This window comes from Nocardioides sp. WG-D5 (assembly GCF_054031175.1).
In genome coordinates this window covers 5,808,379-5,832,148 of the sequence record NZ_CM132928.1, presented here as the reverse complement: position 1 = coordinate 5,832,148, position 23,770 = coordinate 5,808,379, and the positions used below count along the sequence as shown (strand labels likewise).

The 23,770-nt window shown below is 72.2% G+C and carries 19 protein-coding genes; 7 read left to right on the top strand and 12 right to left on the bottom strand.

The window, feature by feature from the left end; all coding sequences use genetic code 11:
- Window positions 1-113: 113 nt before the first annotated feature.
- On the bottom strand, window positions 114-1,904 hold the full coding sequence (locus tag ACWZJV_RS28080) for a gamma-glutamyltransferase family protein (RefSeq protein ID WP_457179724.1): 1,791 nt from the start codon (window positions 1,902-1,904) through the stop codon (window positions 114-116).
- A 66-nt stretch (window positions 1,905-1,970) separates the two neighbouring features.
- Between ACWZJV_RS28080 and ACWZJV_RS28075 the strand changes: the two genes are divergently transcribed.
- Window positions 1,971-3,092 carry a calcium:proton antiporter gene (locus ACWZJV_RS28075; RefSeq protein WP_196874196.1) on the top strand — a complete coding sequence of 374 codons (1,122 nt, stop codon included), beginning with the start codon at window positions 1,971-1,973 and terminating at the stop codon, window positions 3,090-3,092.
- A gap of 10 nt (window positions 3,093-3,102) precedes the next feature.
- Here ACWZJV_RS28075 and ACWZJV_RS28070 read toward each other — a convergent pair whose 3' ends face one another.
- Genes ACWZJV_RS28070 through ACWZJV_RS28060 form a run of 3 tightly spaced genes read right to left on the bottom strand, consistent with a single transcriptional unit; the run spans window position 3,103 to window position 8,715 of the window.
- Window positions 3,103-6,459, bottom strand: a complete 3,357-nt coding sequence (locus tag ACWZJV_RS28070) for an ATP-binding protein (protein WP_457182010.1) — start codon at window positions 6,457-6,459, stop codon at window positions 3,103-3,105.
- 2 nt (window positions 6,460-6,461) lie between these two features.
- Complete coding sequence (locus ACWZJV_RS28065) at window positions 6,462-7,214, bottom strand: DUF4194 domain-containing protein (protein WP_457179723.1); 753 nt, start codon at window positions 7,212-7,214, stop codon at window positions 6,462-6,464.
- Window positions 7,207-8,715 carry a DUF3375 domain-containing protein gene (locus ACWZJV_RS28060; RefSeq protein ID WP_457179722.1) on the bottom strand — a complete coding sequence of 503 codons (1,509 nt, stop codon included), beginning with the start codon at window positions 8,713-8,715 and terminating at the stop codon, window positions 7,207-7,209. Before ACWZJV_RS28060 ends, ACWZJV_RS28065 begins: the two co-directional genes overlap by 8 nt.
- 99 nt (window positions 8,716-8,814) lie before the next feature.
- Between ACWZJV_RS28060 and ACWZJV_RS28055 the strand changes: the two genes are divergently transcribed.
- The gene (locus ACWZJV_RS28055; RefSeq protein ID WP_457179721.1) at window positions 8,815-9,987 is read left to right on the top strand and encodes an Ig-like domain-containing protein; all 1,173 of its coding nucleotides are present in this window, start codon (window positions 8,815-8,817) and stop codon (window positions 9,985-9,987) included.
- Here the strand turns inward: ACWZJV_RS28055 and ACWZJV_RS28050 are convergent.
- Together ACWZJV_RS28050 and ACWZJV_RS28045 are read right to left on the bottom strand one after the other, a co-directional pair.
- Window positions 9,984-10,418: an SRPBCC family protein gene (locus ACWZJV_RS28050; RefSeq protein WP_457179720.1), complete on the bottom strand. Its 435-nt coding sequence runs from the start codon at window positions 10,416-10,418 to the stop codon at window positions 9,984-9,986. The two genes, ACWZJV_RS28055 and ACWZJV_RS28050, sit on opposite strands and share 4 nt — an antisense overlap.
- Window positions 10,419-10,442: 24 nt before the next feature.
- Window positions 10,443-12,119 (bottom strand): putative PEP-binding protein, encoded by a 1,677-nt coding sequence (locus ACWZJV_RS28045; protein ID WP_457179719.1) that lies wholly within the window; start codon window positions 12,117-12,119, stop codon window positions 10,443-10,445.
- Between the two features lie 122 nt (window positions 12,120-12,241).
- Between ACWZJV_RS28045 and ACWZJV_RS28040 the strand changes: the two genes are divergently transcribed.
- The 5 genes from ACWZJV_RS28040 (at window position 12,242) to ACWZJV_RS28020 (ending at window position 17,062) form a co-directional block, all read left to right on the top strand.
- The gene (locus ACWZJV_RS28040; RefSeq protein WP_457179718.1) at window positions 12,242-13,009 is read left to right on the top strand and encodes a DeoR/GlpR family DNA-binding transcription regulator; all 768 of its coding nucleotides are present in this window, start codon (window positions 12,242-12,244) and stop codon (window positions 13,007-13,009) included.
- Complete coding sequence (locus ACWZJV_RS28035) at window positions 13,006-13,965, top strand: 1-phosphofructokinase family hexose kinase (protein WP_457179717.1); 960 nt, start codon at window positions 13,006-13,008, stop codon at window positions 13,963-13,965. The genes ACWZJV_RS28040 and ACWZJV_RS28035 overlap by 4 nt, the downstream gene beginning before the upstream one ends.
- Window positions 13,962-16,022: a PTS fructose transporter subunit IIABC gene (locus ACWZJV_RS28030; protein ID WP_457182009.1), complete on the top strand. Its 2,061-nt coding sequence runs from the start codon at window positions 13,962-13,964 to the stop codon at window positions 16,020-16,022. The genes ACWZJV_RS28035 and ACWZJV_RS28030 overlap by 4 nt, the downstream gene beginning before the upstream one ends.
- A gap of 28 nt (window positions 16,023-16,050) precedes the next feature.
- The gene (locus tag ACWZJV_RS28025) at window positions 16,051-16,308 is read left to right on the top strand and encodes an HPr family phosphocarrier protein (RefSeq protein WP_008359516.1); all 258 of its coding nucleotides are present in this window, start codon (window positions 16,051-16,053) and stop codon (window positions 16,306-16,308) included.
- Between the two features lie 166 nt (window positions 16,309-16,474).
- Entirely contained in the window at window positions 16,475-17,062 is a 588-nt protein-coding gene (locus ACWZJV_RS28020; RefSeq protein WP_457179716.1) for a DUF5134 domain-containing protein, read from the top strand.
- 10 nt (window positions 17,063-17,072) lie between these two features.
- Here the strand turns inward: ACWZJV_RS28020 and ACWZJV_RS28015 are convergent, their stop codons facing one another.
- The 6 genes from ACWZJV_RS28015 to ACWZJV_RS27990 all read right to left on the bottom strand — a co-directional run bounded on the left by ACWZJV_RS28015 (window position 17,073) and on the right by ACWZJV_RS27990 (window position 23,709).
- Complete coding sequence (locus tag ACWZJV_RS28015) at window positions 17,073-18,350, bottom strand: pyridoxal-phosphate dependent enzyme (protein WP_457179715.1); 1,278 nt, start codon at window positions 18,348-18,350, stop codon at window positions 17,073-17,075.
- Window positions 18,351-18,352: 2 nt separating this feature from the next.
- Window positions 18,353-19,726 (bottom strand): alanine racemase, encoded by a 1,374-nt coding sequence (locus ACWZJV_RS28010; RefSeq protein WP_457179714.1) that lies wholly within the window; start codon window positions 19,724-19,726, stop codon window positions 18,353-18,355.
- Window positions 19,723-20,940 carry a hypothetical protein gene (locus ACWZJV_RS28005; RefSeq protein WP_457179713.1) on the bottom strand — a complete coding sequence of 406 codons (1,218 nt, stop codon included), beginning with the start codon at window positions 20,938-20,940 and terminating at the stop codon, window positions 19,723-19,725. The genes ACWZJV_RS28010 and ACWZJV_RS28005 overlap by 4 nt, the downstream gene beginning before the upstream one ends.
- A gap of 3 nt (window positions 20,941-20,943) precedes the next feature.
- Window positions 20,944-22,122: an aminotransferase class V-fold PLP-dependent enzyme gene (locus tag ACWZJV_RS28000; RefSeq protein ID WP_457179712.1), complete on the bottom strand. Its 1,179-nt coding sequence runs from the start codon at window positions 22,120-22,122 to the stop codon at window positions 20,944-20,946.
- An 18-nt stretch (window positions 22,123-22,140) separates the two neighbouring features.
- Window positions 22,141-22,365, bottom strand: coding sequence for a heavy-metal-associated domain-containing protein (locus tag ACWZJV_RS27995; RefSeq protein ID WP_008359506.1), 225 nt, complete (start codon window positions 22,363-22,365; stop codon window positions 22,141-22,143).
- 252 nt (window positions 22,366-22,617) lie between these two features.
- Entirely contained in the window at window positions 22,618-23,709 is a 1,092-nt protein-coding gene (locus ACWZJV_RS27990) for a threonine aldolase family protein (protein WP_457179711.1), read from the bottom strand.
- Between the last annotated feature and the right edge of the window lie 61 nt (window positions 23,710-23,770).

Below are 23,770 nucleotides of genomic sequence, written 5' to 3'. Positions count from 1 at the left end.
GATCGAGAAACACTAGAGATCGGGTCGGCGGCGAACCCTGAAACGAAGCAACAGTCGCCAAGCGAAGTTTCCTCAAGGGTGGTCTCGACAAGCTCGACCACCGGTGCCGGGACCTACCGCCCGACCGCGTACCCCTGCGCCCCCCGAGGATTCGCAGCAGCAGAAAGCACGCCGGTCTCAGGATCCCGCGTGACCGCCGAGAGCCGCCCCAGAGACCAGTCACCGCTCAGCTCGACGGCATGACCACGACGTCGCAAATCCTCGACGACCCCAGGACCGAGCCGATCCTCGAGCACCGCGCCAGCAGGAACCCAGGTGCGCGGCCAGAACGACCCCGGGAACGACGTCGAGTGAAGCGCCGGGGCGTCGATGGCCTCCTGGGGCGAATAGCCGCCGACAAGAGTGCGCAGCAGATAGAGCAGCTGCCACTGGTCCTGCTGATCCCCACCCGGCGAACCGACGGCGGTGACGGCCCGCCCGTCGCGCAGAACCAGGGTCGGGGTGAGCGTCGTGCGCGGCCGACGCCCAGGGGTGAGCGTCGAGGGTAGCCCCGGCTCCAGCCAGGTCATCTGCAGCCGGGTGCCGAGGCAGAAGCCGAGCTCGGGGATCGTGGGCGAGGACTGCAGCCACCCGCCCGAGGGGGTCACGGCGATCATGTTGCCCCAGCGGTCGGCGACGTCGATGTGGCAGGTGTCGCCGCGGGTCTCGCCGTCGCGCGAGACGGTCGGTTCCCCCACGCCCGACGCGGCGGCGGCCGGGTCGTAGCTCTCGCGCAGCGGCGGGAAAGCGGTCGCACCCAGCCCGGGCCTCACCTCGGCCGAGGAGACATCAGCGATCAGGGGGCGGCGGGTGGCTGCGTACTCCTGGGAGAGGAGGGTCGCGATCACCGCCGGATCGGCACTGTCGCCGTAGTGGGCGTCCCGGTCGGCGAACGCGAGCTTGGTCGCCTCCAGGATCGTGTGCGCCCCGGCCGGGTTGCTCGGGTCGAGCAGCGCGTCGTCAAGCGGCTCGAGCAGGTTGAGCGTCTGCAGGAGCACCGGCCCCTGCGTCCACGGCCCCGCCTTGGCGATCGTGTGGCCGCGGAACTCGGTCGTCACCGGCTTCTCGTACGCAGCCGAGAACCCGGCCATGTCGGCCGCCGTGATCACCCCGGAATGATCGGTTCCGGAGGAGTGCCGGTGCGGGGTGCGTACGAACCGCTCGATCGCCTCGGCGACGAAACCGCTCCCCCAGGCGGCACGCGCCCGATCGATCCGCTCCTCACGGGTAGCGGCACCGTCACCGGCGGCCACGAGGCGGTCGAGCACAGCCGCGTAGGCCTCGTTGCGGACCATCGTGTCGGGCTCCGGGGGCTGGCCGTCGACGAGCCAGTGCGCGGCCGAGGTGGGCCAGTGGTCGCGGAACAGGTCGGCCACGGTCGCGATCGTGGCGACCGCACGGCCCAGGATCGGGTGGCCGTTGCGGGCGTAGTCGATGGCGTAGGCGAGGACCTCACCGAGCTCCCAGGTCCCGTGGTCGCGCAGCAGCATCAGCCAGGCCTCGACAGCCCCCGGTACGGCGGCCGCCAGCGCACCCGAGCCCGGGACCAGGTCGAGGCCCTCGGCGCGCATGTGCTCCACGGACGCCCCGGCAGGTGCGGGCCCCTGACCCATCAGCACCGTCGCCTCGCCGCCGGCGGGCGCGAAGATCCCGACCAGGTCGCCGCCCGGCCCGTTGAGGTGGGGTTCGACCACGTGCAGCACGAACCCGCCCGCCACCACCGCGTCGAAGGCGTTGCCACCGCGCTCGAGCACCGCCTGCGCCGCGCCGCTGGCCAGCCAGTGCGTCGAGCCGACCATGCCGAACCTCCCCAGCAGGTCGGGACGGGTCTTGAAAGCTGCCGGAGGGGTGTAGGTGGAGGACACCCGCTCAGGCTACGAGCGCGTGTCGGGCATCCGGACGGTGGCCCCGCACCGGGATAGGGTCGGCCCATGAGCGCACCAGCGGTCCGGGGCCGCCTGCAGTGGTCAGTGGTCGTGCCGATCCTCGCCCTGGTGGTGCTGGTGTTCGCATGGCTGCGCCACGACCACTGGACGATCCTCGCCGTGGTGGCGGCGGTGCTGATCGGTGCGGTGCTGAGCGCGGTCCACCACGCCGAGGTCGTGGCCCACAAGGTCGGTGAACCGTTCGGGTCGCTGATCCTCGCGATCGCGGTGACCGTGATCGAGGTCGGCCTGATCGTGATGCTGATGACCAGCGGCGGCGACAACACCAGCACCTATGCGCGCGACACCGTCTTCGCCGCGGTGATGATCACCCTCAACGGCATCGTCGGGCTCTCGCTCATGGTCGGTGCCCTCAAGCACGGGCTGGTCAGCTTCAACGCCGCCGGCACCGGCTCGGCGGTCGCCACCGTCATCGCCCTGGCCGGTCTCACCCTGGTGCTGCCCAGGTTCACGACGTCCGCGCAGGGCCCGCAGTACTCACCCTCGCAGCTGGCCTTCGCCGCCATCGCCTCGCTGGCGCTCTACGTCGCCTTCCTCTTCACCCAGACCGTCCGCCACCGCGACTTCTTCCTGCCCGTCACCAGCGACGAGCACGGCCGGATGACGGGAATCGTCGACCTCGACGAGGACAGCCACGCCGACCCGCCCTCGGCCGGCGAGGCGGGGCTCAGCCTGGCCCTGCTGCTGGTCTCCCTGGTCTCGGTGGTCGGCCTGGCGAAGGTCCTCTCCCCCACGATCGAGAGCACCGTGAAGAACCTCGGCTTCCCCTACGCCGTCGTCGGCGTCGTGATCGCCCTCCTCGTCCTCGCCCCGGAGTCGATCGCCGCGGTCCGCAACGCCTCGCGTGACCGGGTGCAGACCAGCCTCAACCTCGCCTACGGCTCCGCGATGGCCTCGATCGGTCTCACCATCCCGACCATCGCCGTCGCGATGATCTGGCTCAGCGGCCCGCTCGTGCTCGGCCTGGAGCCGACTCAGATCGTGCTGCTGGTGATCACGGTCTTCGTCACCGGGCTGACGGTCGTCCAGGGTCGCGTCTACGCCCTCCAGGGGTTCGTCCACCTGGTCCTGATGGCGTCGTTCCTGTTCCTGTCGATCCAGCCGTAGGCGGCGTCGCTCAGCCGGCCGGAACCTCTTCGAGGCCGACCTCGAGCTTCGGGAACGAGTGGCCCTCGGCGTCCTTGAGCACGGTGTACTGCACGTCGACGTGCGGCTCGATGGCGCTGTGCTTGTCGTTCGGCGCGCCGATGATGAGCTGAAACCCGAGACCCCGCCAGGCGCCGATCGCGCGGCCGGTGAAACGGGCGTCGGCCTTGATCAGCGCCTCGTCGAGGAAGACAGGTGCGTAGCGCGGTCGCTCGGCACCGGCGTCGCCGAGCTGGTAGCGCAGCGCGGCGCCCACGATGAAGGCGACCAGCTCCTGCGACTCGCCCCCGGACTTCTCGCCGATGTGGTCGTAGAGGGCGACGTGCTCACCGGTGTCGGCGGTGACCTTCTCGGCGCTGACGCGGACGTGGTTGCGTACGTCGATCAGGTCGGCGAAGTCGGGCGCCGTGCGGCGCATCCGGTCGATGAGTCGCGACATCCGGGTGTAGGCCTGCTCCCGGGTCTCGTTGGTCGAGGCCCTCTCGATCAGGTCGCGCACCGCGCGGAGCTCCTTGCGGAAGCGGCCGCGGACAGCCGACTGGCCCTCCTGGGTGTCGATCCGCAGCCGGTGGTCGTCGTCGTTGAACGGCAGCTCGGCGAGGATCTGGTTGATCGGGTCGATCCGGTCGCGGATCTCGCGCACGGCCCGCGACAGGGTCGAGTCGAGGTTGGTCAGGTCGTTGCCCGACAGGTTGAGCAGCGAGTCGCGCCACTCGACCTCGAGCTCGTGCAGGCCGCTGGTCTGCAGCTCGTCGAGGAGGCGGTCGAAGTCGGCGTAGGAGGCGTCCGGGTCGGTGTGGAGGTTGGGGTTGGGCCAGCGCTCGAGGAAGGACTCGAAGGTCTGCTGGAGCTGCACGCGGGCGGCGCCGATCGTCTCCTGTGCGCCGACACGGTCGGCGTCGAGGCTCTCGCCCGCGCGGGCGAAGACCGCGTCGAGCTCGGCGAGTGCGTCCTCGCGCCGGCCGGCCGCTTCACCGCCGGCCGCCTTGAAGAGCTGCTCGAGGTAGTCGGCCTGGGCCGGGGCGATCTCGGTGCCGGAGGCGGCCGCCTCCTCGAGTGCGTCCTTGGCGCGGTCGACCTGCTCGACCACGTCGCTCCAGCGCGCGTCGAGCTCCTTGAACGCGCTCTTGGCGGCGCCGATGCCCTCGCGCAGCGTGTCGACCTTGGCCCGCGCCTCCTTCAGCCGCTTCTGGAGCGTGGCGATCTCCGGGTTGTCGGCGGTGACCTCCTCGATCACCGCGGCCCACCGGTCGCGCTCGGCCTCGGCCCCGGCGACGTCGACCTGGTCCCAGGTCAGCGCGGAGACCGCCTTGAAGGACGTACGCCGCAGATCGAGCTCCTTGATGGCCCGCTCGGCCTCTCCGACCGCCGTCCGCGCCTTCTCGGCATCGCGACGGGCGGTCTCGAGCACGTCGGTGAGCTCGGCGACGCGCCGGGTGTTGGTGAAGCCGAGCACGTTGCCGCCGCCCTGGCCACCGTGAGCACCGCGCGACCCCTGTGAGACCTGGCCGGTCACGGTCAGTGCCATCCGGTGCTGGCCGAGCAGCGCGGGGGTCTGCACACAGACGTAGCCGTGCCGTTCGGCCAGTCGCTTCTTGAGCCAGCCGGTGAACACGCCGCGGCGGTAGTCGAGGCGTCCCGGCAGGGTGCCCTCGTCGAGGATCGTGGTGTCCTTCGTCCCGGTGGGGACCGCCTCGTAGCGGATCCGGGTGCGCTGCCGCACCGAGTCGATCGCCGCCCGGAACGCGCCGACGTGCGCCGCGTCGACGAGCATGGTGGTCGCGAAGCCGCCGAGCGCCAGGTTGAACGCCTCGCGCCAGGCCTCGTGCTCGGTGCGCACCTCGACCAGCTCGCCGACGAACGGCATCTCGGCGGGGCTCAGTCCGGCCGCCTCGGCCAGCACCGCGCGGGCCGCGCGCAGCGGCTCGGGGATGTTGTTCTTCGTCTTCTCGGCATCGGCGAGCTCACCCTCGAGCCGGCTGACCAGCTTGATCGCCTCGGCCTCGGCGGACCGCGCGGCGGCGTACGCGTTGAGGGCGGTGGTGCGGGCGTCGTCGTCGACCAGGGCATCGTGGGCGCTCGTCTGGAGGGCCTCGAACTCGGCCTGGGTAGTCGCCTCAGCGCCGAGGATCGCGAGCTCGGCCTCGAGCGCCTCGCGGGCGCGGCGTACCTGATCGGCGCGGCTCTCGGCGGCCTTGATCTCGCGGGTGGCCTCCTCGAGGCGGCGACCGCCGGAGGCCGCGACGGTGACCGCCAGGCCGTCGCGCTCGGACTCGGCGGCGTCGATCAGCGCCTGCTTCTCGGCCACCGCCTTCTCCGCGGCGCTCCTGCGGGAGCTGAGGTCGGACTCGAGCTCGCTGAGCAGGTCGACCCGCTTGCCCGCCCGCCACAGTCCGGCGGGGGTCGTCTCGTCGCCGAAGGCACCGATCCCGTCGATGACCTCCAGCCGGGAGGCGGCGTCCTCCATGGCGACACGGAGCTCGCGGATCGGGGTCAGCGCACGCACCTGCTGCTGCGCGGTGACCATCCGGTCGCGGGTCGCGGAGAGCTCGTCGAAGTGGGCGACCACGCCGTCGGCGGTGGCGATGGTCTCGGGCTCCTCGAGCACCATCTTCTTGTAGAGGTCGTCGACCGTGGTGATCTGCTGGCCCGCCTGGATCCTTCCCAGCAGGTTGACGGCCTTCTCCCCGTCGCCGGCCGCACCGATGCCGAGCGCGGAGTGGATCCGCGCGGTGAAGTCGCGGTCGGTGTCGATCGGGGTCAGCCCGACCTCGGAGACCGCGGTGCGGGTGAACCGGTGGGCCGCGACCGGCTCCAGGTCGCGTACGTCGAAGCCTGCCTCGGCCACGGCACGGAGCTTGGTCACGTCGTCGAGGTTCTTGGCGGAGGCGGGGACGTACCAGGCACGGACCGCGGTGAAGCGGGCGCCGGTCTGGTCGGCCCAGGTCATCGCGATCGCCGACCAGGTGTCGCGGCCGTCGCCGCGCAGCACCCGGATCTTGGTGCCCTCGGCGGTCTTCGCCTCGTCGATCTTGCCGCGCGCATAGGAGAGGATGTTGCGCTGGTCCTGACCCCGTGGCCGGCCCACGACGCCGCCGTTGGAGGCGCCGTTGAACGGTGTCGTGTGCGGCATGATGAGGGCGATGTAGGCGTCCATCAGGGTCGACTTGCCCGACCCGGAGCCTCCGGTCAGCAGCGTCGCGGTCGGCGAGAAGCGCACCCGGTGGGCGCCGTCGTAGCCGCCCCAGTTGACCAGCTGCAGCTCGCTCGCGACCCACTGCCGCCCGGTCGAGCGCTCCGGGATGAGGCCGAAGAGGCTGTCGATCATGTTCACCGCTCGGTCTCCTCCGCCTCGTCGCCGCTCTTCGGGTCATCCAGATCGTCAGTGTCGTCAGGCTCCTCGGCCTCGCCCGCGACCTCGACCCGGGTCGTACCCGTCGGGTCCTTCAGCCACGCCTTGAGCTCGGTCAGCTTCTCGACGCTCAGCACGATCTCGACCAGGGGCGTGATCCGGTAGCGGTCCTCGGACTCCTCCTCGAGGAGCCCCTCGCGGGCGAGCCGCTCGACGGCCCGGCGGATCTCGCGGCGCGGGGCCGCGTCACCGCTGGCGACGTCGAAGTAGGTGAGCACGGTCTGCTCCAGCTCGTCGGCGTCCACGCGCGCGGAGCTCTGCCCCGCGCCACGCTCGCGCTGGAAGACGGTGCGCAGATGGACCAGGACGAGCGTCTCGGCGCGCGAGTAGGCGTCGTCCTTGAGGAGCACCGGCACGTCGAGCTCCTCCGAGCGCACCTGTCGCTTGTAGGCGATCCCGCGGTCGTGGTCGACCACGAGCCGGACGAACAGGTCGTGGAGCCGTGACTCGATCACCGCCTGGTGGTCGAGCAGCGTACGCCACTGACGCGGGCTCCGCTCCGCGGTGATGAACCGCCGCCGCAGGAGCTGGACCAGCACCCGGCGTACGTCGGCGTCCAGGACACCGCGGTCGCCGACGAAGAGCTCGGTCGGGTCGTCCTCCATCGAGACCGGCTCGATGAAGCCCTCCGGCTCGCTGCCGTAGGCCACGTCCGTCACGGTGTCACTCATCGTCATCCCCTTCGCCGTCTTCCGCCATCATCGGGCCGAGCCTCACCCCGCCGAACGCGAACCTGCGCCGCACCCCGTCGGCCCGGATCGCCTCGATGGTGGAGATCTCCCCCGTCTCGGCCATCCCGCGACGGTGGGCGATCTCGAGAAGCCCGAGCAGATCGACCGGTCGCCTGATCTCCTCCGGCGCTGCCGCGAAGACCTCGGCCAGGTCGACCGGCCCCTCGGCGGCCGCCACATAGGCGTCCAGGTGGGCCTCGATCGCCCGGTATCCCGGCCCGCCCCACGCCTTGGTGTCCTCGACGGCGCTCTCCACGTCGCCCCAGTCGGCCAGCGGCGCCGGCGGCTCGGGCGGGCGCAGCTCGCTGACCGACTGGCGCAGGTGGCCCAGGTCGGCGAGCGGCAGCCGGCGCAGCGGCTCGATGGCCTCGGCGGGCCGCGAGGACGGCATCCAGGCCTGGAAGCCGACCATGACGTCGCGCAGCAGGTCGTCGACCTGCCGGTCGCGGGCCGGGTCGTGCGTACGCACCTGGGTGGTGATCACGTGGGAGGCGGTCTGCTGGGCGGCCAGCACCTCGGCGACACCCGTCTCGATCCGCCGCCCGACCGCGGCGAGCTCGGCCCGCTCGGTCGGCCCCATCTCCTTCGTGAACCGATGCCGCAGCACCGCACGCAGGTTGGTGGCCAAGTCGTCGAGACGGCGCGGGTCGCCGATCATCCGCAGCGCACCGGCGAACGCCTTGCCCTCGGGCGTCGAGGCCATCACGTCCTTGCCGCGCTGCAGGTACTCACGCAGCACCTCGCCGGCCGGGCGTACGTCCTGGCGCAGGTCGGTCACCACGTCGCGCTGCATCGCCCGGATGGACTCGACCACCCGCGCGAAGTCGGCCGGGAGCTCGCGGGTCAGATGGAGGATGTTCTCGGCCTGCTCGAGCAGGGTGTCGTCATCCACGGTGTCGACCACGCCGGTGCGGTCCAGGCGGGCGATCTCGGCGCGGCGCTCGGCGATCTCCTCGGTCAGCCGGGCCACCCGGGTGAGCACGTCGGGGTCGGCGTCCTGGGCGAGCCGCTCGACCGCCTCCAGCAGCGTCCGGACCCGGGACTCCGAGACCCGGGCCCGCGAGCCGCTCGCCCTCCCGGCGATCTCCAGGGCACCCACCGCGTGGGCGGAGAGCCGGTAGACCTCGTCCTCGCCCTCGATCTGGCGCAGCAGCCACCCGGCCCGCACCCACTGGCGGCACAGGTCGCGCGCCGTGCCGACCGGGAGCATGACCTCGCCGCCCTCGCCCTCGGCGTGGCCGGTGGCCCGGAGCCGGTCGAGCATGTCGCCGATCTCGGCGTGCGCGTCCACCACCGGGACCGCGGCCCGCTCGGAGGTGAAGGTCACCGAGAGCACCGCCACCACGAACGGCGCGAACCGGCCGTGCAGGAGGTCGAGCATCGGGTTCCTGAAGGCGGCCAGAGCCCCGGCGTACGCCGCCTCGACGCGAGTGTCACTCATCGGCAGATACCGTACGTGGCAGCACCGACAACACCACAACCTTCAGTACACGCGCGGACACGCCGAGAATTCGGTTGCCTCCTACCGCATAGTTATCCCATGCGGGTTCGTTCCTTCCCTGTCGTGGCCGCCGTGGCCCTGTTCGTGCTCTCGGGCTGTGCCGAGGTCCCCGAGTCCCCCGACTCGGCCGCCAAGGGCGAGCCGAGCGCCTCGCCGTCGGCGAAGCCGCTCACCGCCAAGATCTTCCCCGCCGACGGGGCCAAGGACGTCGCGGTGGACAGCACCGTGACCGTCACCGCGACCTCGGGCGAGTTCACGAGCGTGAAGGTCGCCAAGCCCGACGGCCGCACCGTGCCCGGCTCGCTCTCGACGGACAAGAAGACGTGGACCGCCAACGACCTCCTCGACCCGGCGCTGCGCTACACCGTCACCGCCACCGGGGAGACCGGGAAGGTCACCAGCAGCTTCAGCACCCGCTCGCTCTCGCTGGCCCAGCAGACCTTCGCCACCATCGTCCCCGTCGACAAGTCCGAGGTCGGCGTCGGGATGCCGGTCGCGGTCTACTTCGACGTCCCGGTCAAGGACCACGCCTCCTTCGAGAAGCGCATGCACGTCACCGCGACCCCGGCCCAGACCGGCTCCTGGTACTGGGTCTCCGACACCGAGGCCCGCTACCGCCCGCAGCACTACTGGAAGCCCGGCACCACCATCAAGGTCGACCTCGACATCAACGGCGCCTCCGCGGGCGCGGGTGTCTACGGTCAGCACAGCCGCACCGCCACCTACAAGGTCGGCGACGCGCACGTCTTCAGGGTCAACGCCCGCACCCACCGGATGAAGGTGTTCAGCAACGGCAAGCTGCTGCGTACGATCCCGGCGACCACCGGCAAGCCCGGCTTCATCACCCGCTCGGGCATCAAGGTGATCTCCGAGAAGCACCGGGTCAAGGAGATGCGCTCGGAGACGATCGGCATCTCCGACCAGGGTTCGAGCGACTACTACTCCCTCGACGACGTCGAGTACGCCATGCGCCTGACCAACTCCGGCGAGTTCATCCACGCCGCCCCGTGGTCGACCGGCTCCCAGGGCTACGCCAACGTCTCCCACGGCTGCACCGGCATCTCCACCGACAACGCCGCCTGGCTCTACGGCCTGGCCCGCATCGGCGACGTCGTCGAGACCACCGGCACCGACCGGAAGATGGAGTGGGACAACGGCTTCGGCGACTGGAACCTCTCCTGGGCCGAATACCAGAAGGGCTCGGCGCTCTAGGCCGAACCGACGGCGGCGGGCAGTCCCTGCCGGCAGCCGAGCATCATCTGCCGGTGGTTCCAGGCCAGGACCGGTCGCAGTGCGAGGGAGGCCAGGCCGAGCAGGCCGCGTACGACGACCTCCTGCTCGAACATCATCCGGCTCCCGCTCGGCGCCGGCGTCAGGGTCCAGCGCGCGAACCCGTCGAGGTCGCCGCCGATGCCGACCTCCAGCGTGGGCAGGTCGCGGCTGACGGCGTGCAGCACGATCTCCAGGTCGTAGGGCAGCACCGAGCGGCACACGAGCAGGGCATCGTCCTCGCCGAGCTTCGCCACCGCCCGTACCTGCGGCCACCACCGCGGGTAGCGCTCGACGTCGACCAGTGCGTCCCGCACCGTCTCGGGTGACAACGGGAGCTCCCAGGTCTCGGTGAACACGTAGCGCGCGGGCATGAGCCCAGTGTGCCCGGCACCCGATCAGGCGAGGAGCTTGGCGACCGCCTCGCGGCCCTCGGCGGGCGACAGCGCGCCGAGCGCGGCCTCGGCGGCTTCGTCGCAGAGCCCTGCGGTCACCGATCCGAGCCGGGCGCCGACGGCCGGGACGGCCGCAGGAGCCATCGACAGCGAGGTGATGCCGAGGCCCACGAGCACCGGCGCGAGCAGCGGGTCGGCGGCGGCCTCGCCGCAGATCCCGACGGGCTTGCCGGCCGTACGTCCCGCCTCGGCGGTGATCGCGATGAGCTGCAGCACCGCGGACTGCCAGGGATCGGTCAGGTGGGCGAGGTCGGTGGCCAGCCGGTCGGCGGCCATGGCGTACTGGGTCAGGTCGTTGGTGCCGATGGAGAGGAAGTCGACGACCTCCAGCATCCGGTGGGCCATCAGCGCGGCCGCCGGCACCTCGACCATGACGCCGGGCTTGAGGCCGCGGGCGCGGACGAGCGCGGCGAAGTCGGCTGCCTCCTGGACGGTGGCGACCATCGGCGCCATCACCCAGGTCTCGGCGCCGGTCCGCTCGGCGGCGATCGCGATGGCGTCGAGCTGGCGCTCGAGGAGGCCGGGGTTGTCGGCGGCGAGCCGCAGGCCGCGTACGCCCAGGGCGGGGTTCTCCTCACCCTCGTGGGTCGCGAAGGCGATCGGCTTGTCGGAGCCGGCGTCCAGGGTGCGTACGACGACGTGGCCGCGGCCGGCGAAGGGCGCGAGCACCTCGGCGTAGACGTCGGCCTGCTCGGCGACGGTGGGCTCCTCGCGCCGGTCGAGGAAGCAGAGCTCGGTGCGGAAGAGTCCCACGCCCTCGACCTGGCCGGCCGCCGCGTCCCGTGCCGAGGAGCCGTCGGCGACGTTGGCGAGGAGCGCGACCGGGTGGCCGTCGGCGGTGCGTCCGGGACCGGTCCAGGCGGCGATCGCCTGCCGCCGGGCGAGGTCGGCCTCGGCGTTAGCGGCGGCGTCCGGTCCGGGCTCGAGCTCGACGATGCCGGCCTGGCCGTCGACGAGCACGAGGGTCCCCGGGGCGATGCCGGTCGCGCCGGCCACCCCGACCAGGCACGGGATGCCGAGCTGGCGGGCGATGATCGCGGTGTGGCTGGTGGGGCCGCCGCGCTCGGTGACGAGGGCGACCACCCGGGCCGGGTCGAGGGCGGCGGTGTCGGAGGGCGCCAGGTCGGCGGCGACCAGCACGCTCGTCCCCTCGGGCACGTCGACACCGGGCTCGGGCTCACCGGCGAGGTGGGCCAGGACCCGGCGCTCGATGTCGCGCAGGTCGGTGACCCGCTCGGCCATCAGACCGCCCATCCCGCTGAACAGCGTCGCGAACTGCTCGACCGCCGCCCCGACGGAGGCCACCAGGCCCTCCCCCGCACGCAGGTGCTTCTCCACGGCGACGCGCAGCCCCTTGTCACGAGCCAGCCCGGCGCTCGCGCTCAGCACGGAGGCGGCGGCTCCCGAGGCGGTCTCGGCGCGTCGTGCGTAGCCGTCGGCGACGGCGGTGGCGGCCGCCTCGTAGGCCGCGAGGGCGTCCTCCGGGTGCTCGAAGCCGCGCCGTTCGAAGGCGGCCAGCGCGAGCGGGTCGACCTCGGTCCGCACCACGTGGACGGGCGCCAGCACGATCCCCGGGACGACCGGCGTGCCGGAGAGAACAGATGAGTGAGACGTGACCATGGCCACAAATATCTGCCCTAACCCCTTGACGAGTCAACACATTCGGGCATAAAACAACATATGTGGGCATTCACAAGGCCGAAACCCACTCGAAACCACACCGATCCCTGAAGGAGGCCGCGATGTACGCCGAGGAGCGGCAGATCGCGACGGCCCGTCTCGTCGCCGAGCGCGGGCGGATATCCGTGGCCGACATCGCCGAACGGTTCGAGGTCACCACCGAGACCGTCCGTCGAGACCTCTCCACGCTGGAGCGACGCGGCCTGGTCCGCCGCGTGCACGGCGGGGCGGTGCCGGTGGAGACCATGGCGGTGCTCGAGTCTGCGCTCGGCGAGCGGGAGCAGACCTTCACCGCCCAGAAGGACCGCATCGCCGAGGCAGCCCTCGACCTCCTCCCCACCGCCGGTGGCACCATCGCCATCGACGCCGGGACGACCACCAGCAGGTTCGCCCGGGCCCTCCCCCGTGACCACCAGCTCACGGTGGTGACCCACGCCGTCCCGGTCGCGGCGATGCTGGCCGGCAGTCCCCAGATCGAGCTCCACCTGCTGCCCGGACGCGTCCGCCCGGCCACCCAGGCCGCCGTCGGCGCCGAGACCGTGGACGCGCTGAGCCGGCTCCGGGTCGACGTCTGCTTCGTGGCGACCAACGGGCTCACGTTGGCCCACGGGCTCTCCACCCCCGACCACGACGAGGCCGCGACCAAGCGAGCGCTGGTCAACGCCGCCCGCCGGGTCGTGTGCCTGACCGACTCCAGCAAGATCGGCGTCGAGACCACCCTCCGCTTCGCCGCGCTGGGCAACGTCGACGTGCTCGTCACCGACAGCGACATCGACGACGACGTCGCCGACGAGCTGCGCGAGAGCGGCCTCGAGGTGCGGATCGCATGATCGTCACCCTGACCGCCAACCCGAGCATCGACCACACGGTGATGCTCACCAGCCCGCTGCGCCGCGGCGAGGTGCTGCGTGCTGTGGCGACCAGCTCCCAGCCCGGCGGCAAGGGCGTGAACATCTCCGGGGCCGCGTACGCCGCCGGGGTGCCGACGCGCGCCGTGCTCCCGTGCCCGGACCTGGACCCGATGGTCACCGAGCTGCGGGCCACCGGCCTCGACGTGGTGGCGGTCGGACCGGCCGGACGGCCGCGGATCAACACCACCGTGACCGAGCCGGACGGCACCACCACCAAGCTCAACGGCCCCGGCACCACCGCGACACCCGCGCTGCTCGACGCACTCGCCACCCGGCTCGTCCAGGAGGCCGAGGTCGCCGGCTGGGTCGTCCTCGCCGGCTCGCTGCCGCCGGAGGCACCGGCCGGCTGGTACGCCGAGGTCGTGAGCGCGCTGCGCTCCACCAGCGCCCGGATCGCGGTCGACACCAGCGAGGCACCGCTCGAGACGCTCGCCGCCGGACTCCCGGCCGGCGCCCCTGACCTGCTCAAGCCCAACGCCGAGGAGCTGGCCTCGATCACCGGCGCAGACCCGGCCGCCCTCGAGGATCCGGCTGCCGCCGCGGCGGCAGCCCGGTCCCTGGTCGAGCGCGGGGTCACCGCCGTGCTGGCGACCCTCGGCGGAAACGGTGCCGTCCTTGTGACCGAGGAGGGTACGTGGCACGCCACCCCGCCGCCCACCGACGTCGTCAGCACGGTCGGTGCCGGTGACAGCTCCCTGTTCGGCTATCTCCTCGCCGACCTGCGCGGACTCCCCGCGCCTGAACGTCTCGGGCTCGCCGTCGCGTACGGCAGTGCAGCCGCCGGCCTCCCCGGCACCACCCTCCCCACCCCACCCCAGGTGCGCGCCGACCTCGTGTCGGTACGCGACCTCGACCCCATCACCGGAGGACTCTGATGTCCGCACTCATCGCCCCCGAGCTCGTCGCCCTCGACGCCGACCTCGGCACCGACAAGCACGGTGTCATCCGTGCCCTGGCCCAGCGCGTGGCCGACTCCGGCCGGGCCGGCGACCTCGACGCGCTGGTCGCCGACGCGCTGGCCCGCGAGGAGGTCTCCGCCACCGGTCTCCCCGGCGGCCTGGCGATCCCCCACTGCCGTACGTCCGGGGTCGACGAGCCCGTGGTGGCGTTCGCGCGGCTCTCACCTCCGGTCGACTTCGGCGCGAAGGACGGCCCGGCCGACCTCGCCTTCCTCATCGGCGCACCCGCGGGCGGCGACGCGACGCACCTGACCATCCTGACCAAGCTGGCTCGTGCCCTGGCCCGTCCCGAGTTCGGCCGGCTGCTGCGCGAGACCGACTCGGCCGAGGAGGCTGCCCGGACCATCCTCGACGCGGTCAGCGACGCGCCGGCCCCGGCTCAGGCCCCGGCTCCGGCCGCCGCTCCGGAGGCGGCTCCTGCGCAGAAGCGCTCGCTCGTCGCGGTGACCGCCTGCCCGACCGGCATCGCGCACACCTACATGGCGGCCGAGGCCCTCGAGGCGGCCGCCGCGCGGGCCGGGGTCGAGATCGCGGTCGAGACCCAGGGATCCGCCGGGGCGACGCCGCTGCCCGCCGAGACCATCGCCCACGCCGACGCGGCCATCTTCGCCGTCGACGTAGGCGTCCGGGACCGGTTCCGGTTCGCCGGCAAGCCGCTGATCTCCTCGGGCGTGAAGCGCCCGATCGACGACGCCGACGCGATGATCGCCGAGGCGCTCGCCGCGGCCGAGGACCCGAACGCCGCCCGCGTCGAGTCCGGCCGGGGCGACTCCTCCGAGTCCGCCACGACCGCCTCGGAGAGCTGGGGCGGCCGGACCCGCCGGATCCTGATGACCGGTGTCTCCTACATGATCCCGTTCGTCGCCGCAGGCGGGCTGCTGATCGCACTGAGCTTCCTGCTCGGCGGCTACGACATCACCAACGTCTACGGCGCGGTCATGGTCGACAACACGCTCACCAACCTCCCCGACGTACAGGCCCTCGGTCTCGAGCACGCCCTCTTCGACAGCGGCCTCGCCGTCTACCTCGGCGCGCTCTTCTTCGTCATCGGCAAGACGGCGTTCATGCTGTTCATCCCCGCGCTGGCCGGCTACATCGCGTACGCCATCGCCGACCGTCCCGGCATCGCCCCCGGCTTCATCATGGGTGCGCTGGCCGCCAACCTGTTCGGTGTCGTCAACGCCGACGGCGTGGCAGCGCCGGCGACCGGCTTCCTCGGCGCGATCGCGGGCGGTGTGCTCGCCGGCGTGATCGCCCACTGGGTCAGCGGCTGGCGCGTGCCGAGCTGGGCACGCGGCCTGATGCCGGTGCTGGTGATCCCGCTGGTGACCTCGATCCTGGCCGGTCTGGTGATGATCGTGGTGCTCGGCAAGCCGATCAACTGGCTGATGGAGCAGCTGACCGACGGCCTCGCCGCCCTGGACGGCAGCAGCGCCGTCGTCCTCGGTGCGGTGCTCGGGCTGATGATGGCCTTCGACATGGGCGGCCCGCTCAACAAGGTCGCCTACAGCTTCGCCGCGACCGGTGTCGGCGCCGCCTCGCTGGCCGCGAACGCCCCCGAGCTGCGGATCATGGCCGCGGTCATGCTCAGCGGCATGGTGCCCCCGATCGCGCTGGCGCTGGCCACCGTCGTACGTCCCCAGCTCTTCACCACCGCGGAGCACGAGAACGGCAAGGCCGGCTGGCTGCTCGGCGCCTCGTTCATCACCGAGGGCGCCATCCCGTTCGCCGCGGGCGACCCGATGCGCGTCATCCCGGCGATCATGGTCGGCAGCGCCGTGACCGGTGGGCTCTCCCAGCTCTTCGAGGTCGGCGTCCGCGCACCGCACGGCGGCATCTTCGTCCTCTTCGCCGTCACCAACGTGCTCGGCTACCTGATCGCGCTGGCCGTCGGTGTGATCGTCGGTGCCGCCACCGTGATCGCCCTCAAGTCCGTCGGCCGCGCCCCGGTCCCGGCCGCCGCCGCCAGCTGACCCACATCCCACCAACCGAAGGAGCATCATGCCCACCCAGACCGTCACCGTCGGCTCCGCCGTCGGCCTGCACGCCCGGCCCGCCGCGATCATCTCCGAGAAGGTCGAGGAGCTCGGTGCCGAGATCACCCTGGCCGTCCCCGGCGGCGAGCCGGTCGACGCCGCCTCGTCCCTGCTGATCATGACCCTCGGCGCCGCCAACGGCGACAAGGTCGAGGTCACCGGCCCCGACCAGGCCGCCGTCGACACCATCGCGGCGCTCGTCGCGCAGGATCTCGACGCCTGAGCGAGGCGTCACGCAGGTCGGCCGAGGCGTCGACCAGGTCGGTCGAGTGGGCAGATACATGCCCACTCGGCCGACGTGTCTGACGCTTCGGCCGGGGTTTGCCGGCCTGCGGCACTGATCGCGGCAACCCGGCCCGCGCACGGTGTGGCGACGGTACGTTGGTCGGGTGGTCGATCCGCCTTGGGACCTACTGCTGACCGTGGCCTTCGTGCTCACCGGCACCTCGGGAATCTGGACCCTCGTGGTCTGTCCCGGGACCGGTGGGCAGGCCGTTCTGCACGTCAACCACACCGTGATGAGCGCCGCGATGATCCTGATGATCTGGGTGATCCTCTGGGACGTGGCCGTCTGGGCTCAGGTCGCGCTGTTCGCGATCCTGACGGTGGCCCTGCTGCCCGCCCTGCGCCGCACGAGCGGGCGGGCGCGCCAGGCGGACTTCGTCGGTCATCTCGCGCTCAACGCGGCGATGATCTGGATGCTCGCCTCGATGCCGTTGCTCATGGCGGACACGCATGCAGCAGGGAGCCACACCGCAGGTCATGCCGGCCACAGCGGCGCCGCGGCGGCCCTTCCGACGGCCGCGGCGCCGGGCTGGGCGATCGTGATCAATTCGCTGTTCATCACGGCCTGTGCGGCCGGGGTGATCTGGTGGCTGCTGCGCGCGGCTGCCGTACGCGAGCACCGCCTCCCTGCCCTCGGTCACGGACTCATGGCCACCGGGATGGGCACGATGCTCCTCCTCATGCCCACGTGAGACCGGAACCTCACACTCCGGCGAGCGGCCGCCCGCTGTCGCGCCAGGCGAGCACGCCGCCCTCGAGGTTGTAGGCCCGGCACCCCGTCGCGGCCGCCCGGGCCGCGAACCGCGCCGACCGGTCCCCCGTCGGGCACACGAACACCACCCGGGAGGCCTCCGAGAACGGCATCCCCGCCTCCATGACCTGCTCGAGCAGGTCGTCGCGGAGGTTGATCGCGCCGGGGAGATGGCCCGCCTGGAACGCCAGCGCGGTGCGTACGTCCACGACGACCACATGCTCGCCGGCCGCGCCCCACGCCTCCATCTCCTCGGGAGTGACCGACGGCGCGGCCTCCTCGGTGGCGGATCGGGCCGCGCCGAAGAGGTCGGGGCGGCGGTGGCGGTAGTAGGAGAGGTACGGCTCCATCCGGTCGCACGCGATGACGACCGCCGTGACCGGTCCCCCGGGCCCGGACAGGAGTCGTTCCCGTGCCGCGGCGTAGGCCGCCCCGGTGGTGGGACCGGCGAGCACCCCGTGCCGGGTGGCGAGCTCGAGGCTCGCCGAGATCGCGTCGGCGGAGTCGACGGCGGTGATCGCGTCGTAGAAGTCGGGTTCGAAGAGTCCGACCTCCCACATCTCCGCGGCCGAACGGATGCCGGGGATGAAGTCGCCCTCCGCGGCCACGACGCCGACGACGGCGGTCTCCGGGTTGCGCTCGCGCAGGTACGTCGCCGCCCCTCGGGTGGATCCGGTGGTGCCGAGGCCGCCCACAAGCAGGTCGACCTGACCCGCGTCGCGGTGGATCTCGCGGCCGGTCTCCTCGTAGTGGGCGCGCAGGTTGTCCTCGTTGGTGTACTGCGAGGTGTGGTGATAGCGGCCGGGCTCGCCCTCCATGAGGTCGCCGATCACGCTGAAGACGTCGTTCGGGGCGGTCGGGTCCGGACACTCCGAGAGGCCCGGCATCTCGGTCACCTCGGCGCCGAGCAGCGACAGCATCTCGCGGACCTCGCGCACCCGGACCCGGTTGGTGAAGGCACGGAACCCGACACCGTGCATCGAGGCGATGATCTGGAGCGCCTTCGCGGTGTTGCCGCTCGAGGCTTCCACGACGACCTGTCGGTTCGCGACGATCCCGTCGATGTGGTCGCGCAGCAGTCCCCAGGCGACCCGGTCCTTCACGGAGCCGAACGGGTTGGCCGACTCGAGCTTCAGGAAGATCTCGGCCTGGGGCACGCCGTGGGCGGCCGGATCGAGCCGCAGCAGCGGGGTGTCGCCGATCATGTCGAGCACGCTGTCGTATCGCATGGTCAGCTCCTGTGGTGATCGTCGGGCGCGTCGGCGAACGTGTCGGCGGTGAAGGTGAACCGGTCCTCGTCCAGGACCGCGGCGACCTTGGGCGGCGGCGCATGCCCGGCGGCGGCGGACGCCGACAGGTCCATCTGATAGGCGGCGGTGTTCACGAACGCGAGTACGTCGCCGCTGCGCGGCTCGGCGTCGAGGAAGACCTTCCGCCGGCTGATCAGGTCCGACTCCAGACAGAGCCGTCCGGCCAGGAACACTCCCCCGTCCGGCGGATCGCCATGCCCGTCGACGAGGACCGGGTCGAGCAGGACCTCCTGGTCGGCGGGGGTGACCTGGTTGCGGGAGAGGTCGAGCACGACCAGCTCGCGACCGGCCGCGCGTTTCCGGTAGAGCACCTCGGCCAGGGTGATCCCGGCGTGGTCGACGAGGGCCTTGCCCGGTTCGATCCACAGCGCGAGCATGCACTCGCGCAGGACCTCGGCGACCGGTCGCCGTTCGATCTCGGCAGCCAGGAACCGGTCGAGCACCTCGGTCATCGGGCGGTGGTTGCCGTACTTGTGCGCGGCCGGCGCCACGACGTCGTGACCCGGCCACACCAGCTCCCCCGGCCCCGCGGCAAGCGCCTGCGCATACCGCTGGAAAGGCTCCGGATCCTCGACGAACCGCTGGCGGATGCCGCCGCCGATGTCGACCACCGACGGCCGCAGACCCTTGCGGTACGCAGCGGACACCACCGCCATCGACTCGGTCAGCGCGTCCACGCGGGCGGCCGGATCGGCGGTGTCGAGGTGGAACGCGACACCGCGCAGCTCGAGCCCCGGCGCGCGGCGTACGGTCTCGAGGGCGGCGTCGGCGTCGGCGAGGTCGATGCCGAACCGAGACGGCGGCACCATCGGCGAGACGAAGCCGGAGAGCCGCAGCAGGACCGGGACGGTGCTGCCCGCACGCGCCGCGGCGGCGAGGCGGTCGAGCTCCCACGGATCGTCGGCGTTCGCGGTGACCCCGAGCGACGCGATCCGCTGGATGAACGCCGGCGACTTCGGACCGGTGGCCTCGATCCGGTCCGGCGCGAACCCCGCCGCCAGGGCCCGGTCGAGCTCGGCCGAGGAAGCCACGTCCACCCCGAGGCCGGCTGCGGCCGCCTCGGCGACCAGCGCGGTCGAGGCGTTCACCTTGTGGGCATAGAAGACGTCGTGCGGGATCGCGTGTCGCCGGAGCACGGCCTTCAGCGAGGCCGCGTTCTCGGCCATGACCTGGGGAAAGACCACGTGCAGCGGCGAGCCGAACCGTTCGATCGCCTCGGCCACCGCCGCGCCGTCGGCGAGGAACCGGTCGGCGATCGGGTGCCGCGCGGCCGGGAGCGGGTAGCGAGCCGTCACCCGTCGGCCACCGTGTAGCCGCAGTCGCGCAGGTCGGCGAAGACCCGGTCGCGCTGGTCGGCGTCGGTGAACCTGGCCCGCACCCGCTTTCCGTGCAGGTCCACCTCGATCAGCTCGGCCGCCTGGGCGTCGAAGACGGCGGTGATCGTCACCCGGCAGTGCCGGCAGGTCATGTCCGGGACCCCGAACTCCTGCTCTCCCGCGGCGAACCGGGCATCCCCGTCGGCAGGTCCGGGGGCCTCCGCGATCCGCACCGAGTCGACCGCGGACCGGAAGGCGCCGGTCAGCGCCTCGGCGACCGCGGCGAGCGGCTGGACCCGTGCGCCGTCGACCTGGTGGGCTCGCTGTCCGAGGCAGACCGGGCGCTCCTCGGCCGGCAGCAGGGCGTACTGTCGCGAGATCTGGTCGAGCTCGACGTGGTAGCGCTGGATGGCGGCGCGCAGGCCCAGGCCCTCCTCGCGGGCGCGGGCCATCACCTCATGGGCGTCGGCGATGGTGCGGCGCTTCATCTCGGCGAGCAGGGTGACGGTATCCGGGGTGTAGCGAAGGCGGCCGCCGGAGCGCTCCAGCCGCGCCGGGATCATGCCGCGGCGGTAGGTGGAGGCCTGCAGCTCCCAGAACCAGGTCGAGGCCACCGTGCCGTACAGGCCCGAGGCATGCATCTCCTCGGCGAACTCGACGAGGTCGTCGATGTCGACCTGGCCGGCGAGCATGCCGTGCTGGACGAGGGCACGGCCCGCGGCCTCGGCGCCGACGCGGAAGATCTCGCCGGGTTCCTGGTCGGTGGTGGTGTCGGCGAGGACGTCGAGCTCGTCGTCGCCGAGGGCGTCCGAGCGCGCGGTGACCGCATCTGCGGCGGCGATCGCGTCACCCACGGCGATCACGGCTTCCCGGGTCGCGATCGGCAGAAGTGGTCCCAACGGCCCCGGGCCGATGTGGCCGCTGTTGGCGATCCCGCGGGAGTCGCGCCAGGTGATCCGGTGAGTGGCGGTGACGACCTGGTCGGGGCGGCACGGGCGCATGAAGGATTCCAGGTAGCGACGCTGTCCCGTCGTGAGCGGTCCGCCGGGTTCGGGGCGGAGCTCCTCGACGCGGTACGCCACCGACACGGCCGGGGCCGTCGGCGCGGGCCCGGTCAGGAAGTCGGCACCGGCGACCTCGGCGAGGATGCGGGCAGCGGCGGCGCGGTCGTACCGGATGCCTTCGGTCTGCACGTGTCAGGTCCTTTCGGCAGCGGCCGCGAGGCCCTGCAGGAGTCGGTCGACGTCGTTCTCGTCGTTGTAGAGGTGGAAGCTCGCCCGGACGGCGTCGTCCCGCGGGCCGTCGAGACAGTGGTCGCCGGCGCGTACGTAGACCCGGCGGCGTTCGAGGGCGAAGGCGACGTCGGCGCCGGCCTGGCCGTCGAGGGCGAAGGCGACGATGCCGCTGTGCGGGCCGCTCGCCTCCACCGGCGGTCCGAGGAGCGTGACCCCGCCGATCCGGGTAGCGCCGTCCGCGAACCGGGAGGCGAGGGCGGCCAGGTGGCCGCCGACGCGGTCGATCCCGATGCCGTCGAGGAACGCCGTGGCCCCCGCCAGCGCTGCCGCTCCGACGCCGTCGAGGCTGCCCTCCTCGGCGGCGTCGGTGAGCGGTGAGACGTGCCGTGCCGGCCCGCTCCGCCCGGCCGCGCGGTCGACGGCGATCCGGTGATGCTCACCGCGGCGTACGTAGACCGTGCCGGTGCCGGGAGCACCGAACATCTTGTGGCCCGAGACGACGGCGACCTCGGCACGGGACTCGGCCAGGCGCAGGGGCAGCCGTCCGGCGCTCTGGGAGCAGTCGAGGCAGACCGTCGCGGCCGGCGGGATCGCCAGCGCGTCGAGGTCGGTCCGGGTGCCGTGGAGGTTGTGGACGTCGGTGGCGACGACCACCGCGGTGCGGTCGCTCGCGGCCCGGGCGAAGTCGTCGGCGTCGATACGTCCCAGGCGATCCCTCCGATAGGGCACCGCCCGCACCCCCTGGGGCCGCATCCGTTCCGCCAGCCGGAGCCAGGGACGCACCGTCGACAGGTGGTCCCCCGGACAGTAGAGGATGTCGCCACCCTTCTCGAGCGCGGCGGGGCCCCACCGGGCGGCCAGGAACGCCATCGCGCCGGTAGCGCCGCGGGTGAAGGCCACCTCGTCGGGGAAGGCGGCGCCGAGGAACGCGGCGACGGCGGCCCGGGCCTCCTCGACCCGACGCAGCGCGTCGCGTGCCCACGGATGTCCACCCCTGCCGGGGTTGGCGGCGGGACCACGCAGCTCGGCGGTGAGCTGGGCGATGACCGGTTCCGGGCACGGCGTGCCGGAGGCGGCGTCGAGGTAGACGAGATCGGGTTCGGCGGTGAGGGCCGGGAAGTGCCGACGGGAGCCGAGCACGGACGACTCCGCTGCCGGTCAGGTTTCGCGGGCGATCGAGAAGCCGGCCTTGGCGAGCGTTGATCTGAGGACCCTGGGCTCGACCGGTTCGTCGGCGGTGACGCGGGCACTCGAGACGGCTCCCGGGTTCAGATCGACCTCGACGCCGTGGACGCCGTCCAGGTCTCCGAGAGCGTTGGTCACGCTCTCGACACAGCGGTTGCAGGTCATTCCATCGATGCGCACTTCGAACTGAACCGACATGAGGCTGCCCTTCAGTAGGACTTCGCTGGTTCGCTCGAAAATATCACCGAACCGATCGCCTCACAGGTGGTTTGGTCCGTCCCCCGGTCCGCTGGAGGACGACACGCGCACGGATCGCCGGAGACGGCCGTCAGCCGGCGATCTGGGCGAGTCCGCGACCGAGCCTGCCCGGCGAGTTCCCACATCCTCCGAATCTCGCCGCCCGCTCAGGCCGCCGTCATCACCCCTTCCGGGGGAGGTCCAGCCGTACGCTCAGGCGAGCAGGGCAGCGAGATGGCTGGCGACGCTCTCGGGATCCAGCTCGAGGGCACCCTGGCCGACCGTCACCTCGGTCGCCACCCGGCCCGGCTCGTCGCTCGCGGTCCACGGTCTGCTGAACGCGAGCGAGTGCTCCTCGAGAGCGGCGAGGAGACGGGTGTTGATGTCGTCGGGGTCGCCCGCTGCGTACAGGAGGAAGGTGTTGGTGTGCGGCACCGCCGGCTGGGCGGTGATCTCCGCAGGAAGTGCGGCGGCCAGGGTCCTCGCCCAGGTCACGCACTCGCCGATGTGCGGGAGCCGGTCGCGGAGGCCGACCAAGGCGGCGACCGCCTCGGCGGTGGAACGGTAGAGCGTCCCGCCCATCCGGTGCCGCCACAGTCTGGCTTGGGCGACGAAGTCGTCGTCGCCGAGCAGCGCCGCTCCGGCGAGGCCACCGAGGCCCTTGTAGAAGCTGGTGTAGACGGTGTCGGCGAGGCCGGCGATCTCGGCCAGCGGCTTGCCGAACCACTCCTGCGACTCCCAGATCCGGGCGCCGTCGATGTGGAAGGCGATCCCTCGCTCACGGCACCCCTGCGCCAGCTCGGCGAGCTCGTCGAAGGTCGGCAGGACACAGCCGGCGTCACGCAGCGGAAGCTCGACCAGGCACGCCGCGAGCGGTCCCGGGATCGCGTCGAGGTGCGCCCTCGTCGGCGTCTCGCGGCCCGTGGTGAGGTGCTCGATCCGCAGGTCCTGCAGGATCCTCGGCCCGTCGTCCTCGTGGACCAGCAGATGCGAGAGGTCCGGCAGCGCGACCCGCCGGTTGCCCGCGGCGTCGGCGTGAATCCGCAGCGCCACCTGCTGCGCCATCACCCCCGAGGGAAAGTACGCAGCCGGCTTCCCGAGCAGCTCGGAGACCTCCGCCTCCAGGCGCGCCACCGGCCCCCTCTCGGCGTAGACGTCCCACTCCTCGATCCCGAGCTCTCGGCACGCCTCCGCCAGCCCGTCGAACACCTCGGCCGGACTCGGGTACGCCGGGAACACGCTCTGCCGGCACGCGATGATCGCCGCCCGGAGTCGCTCCGGCAGCGACTTCTCCTCCTCGTTCACGCGGCTCACCCTAGTGAGCGCGTCCGATCCCGAGCATCGGATTTCTGCGGCTCTAGTCTGT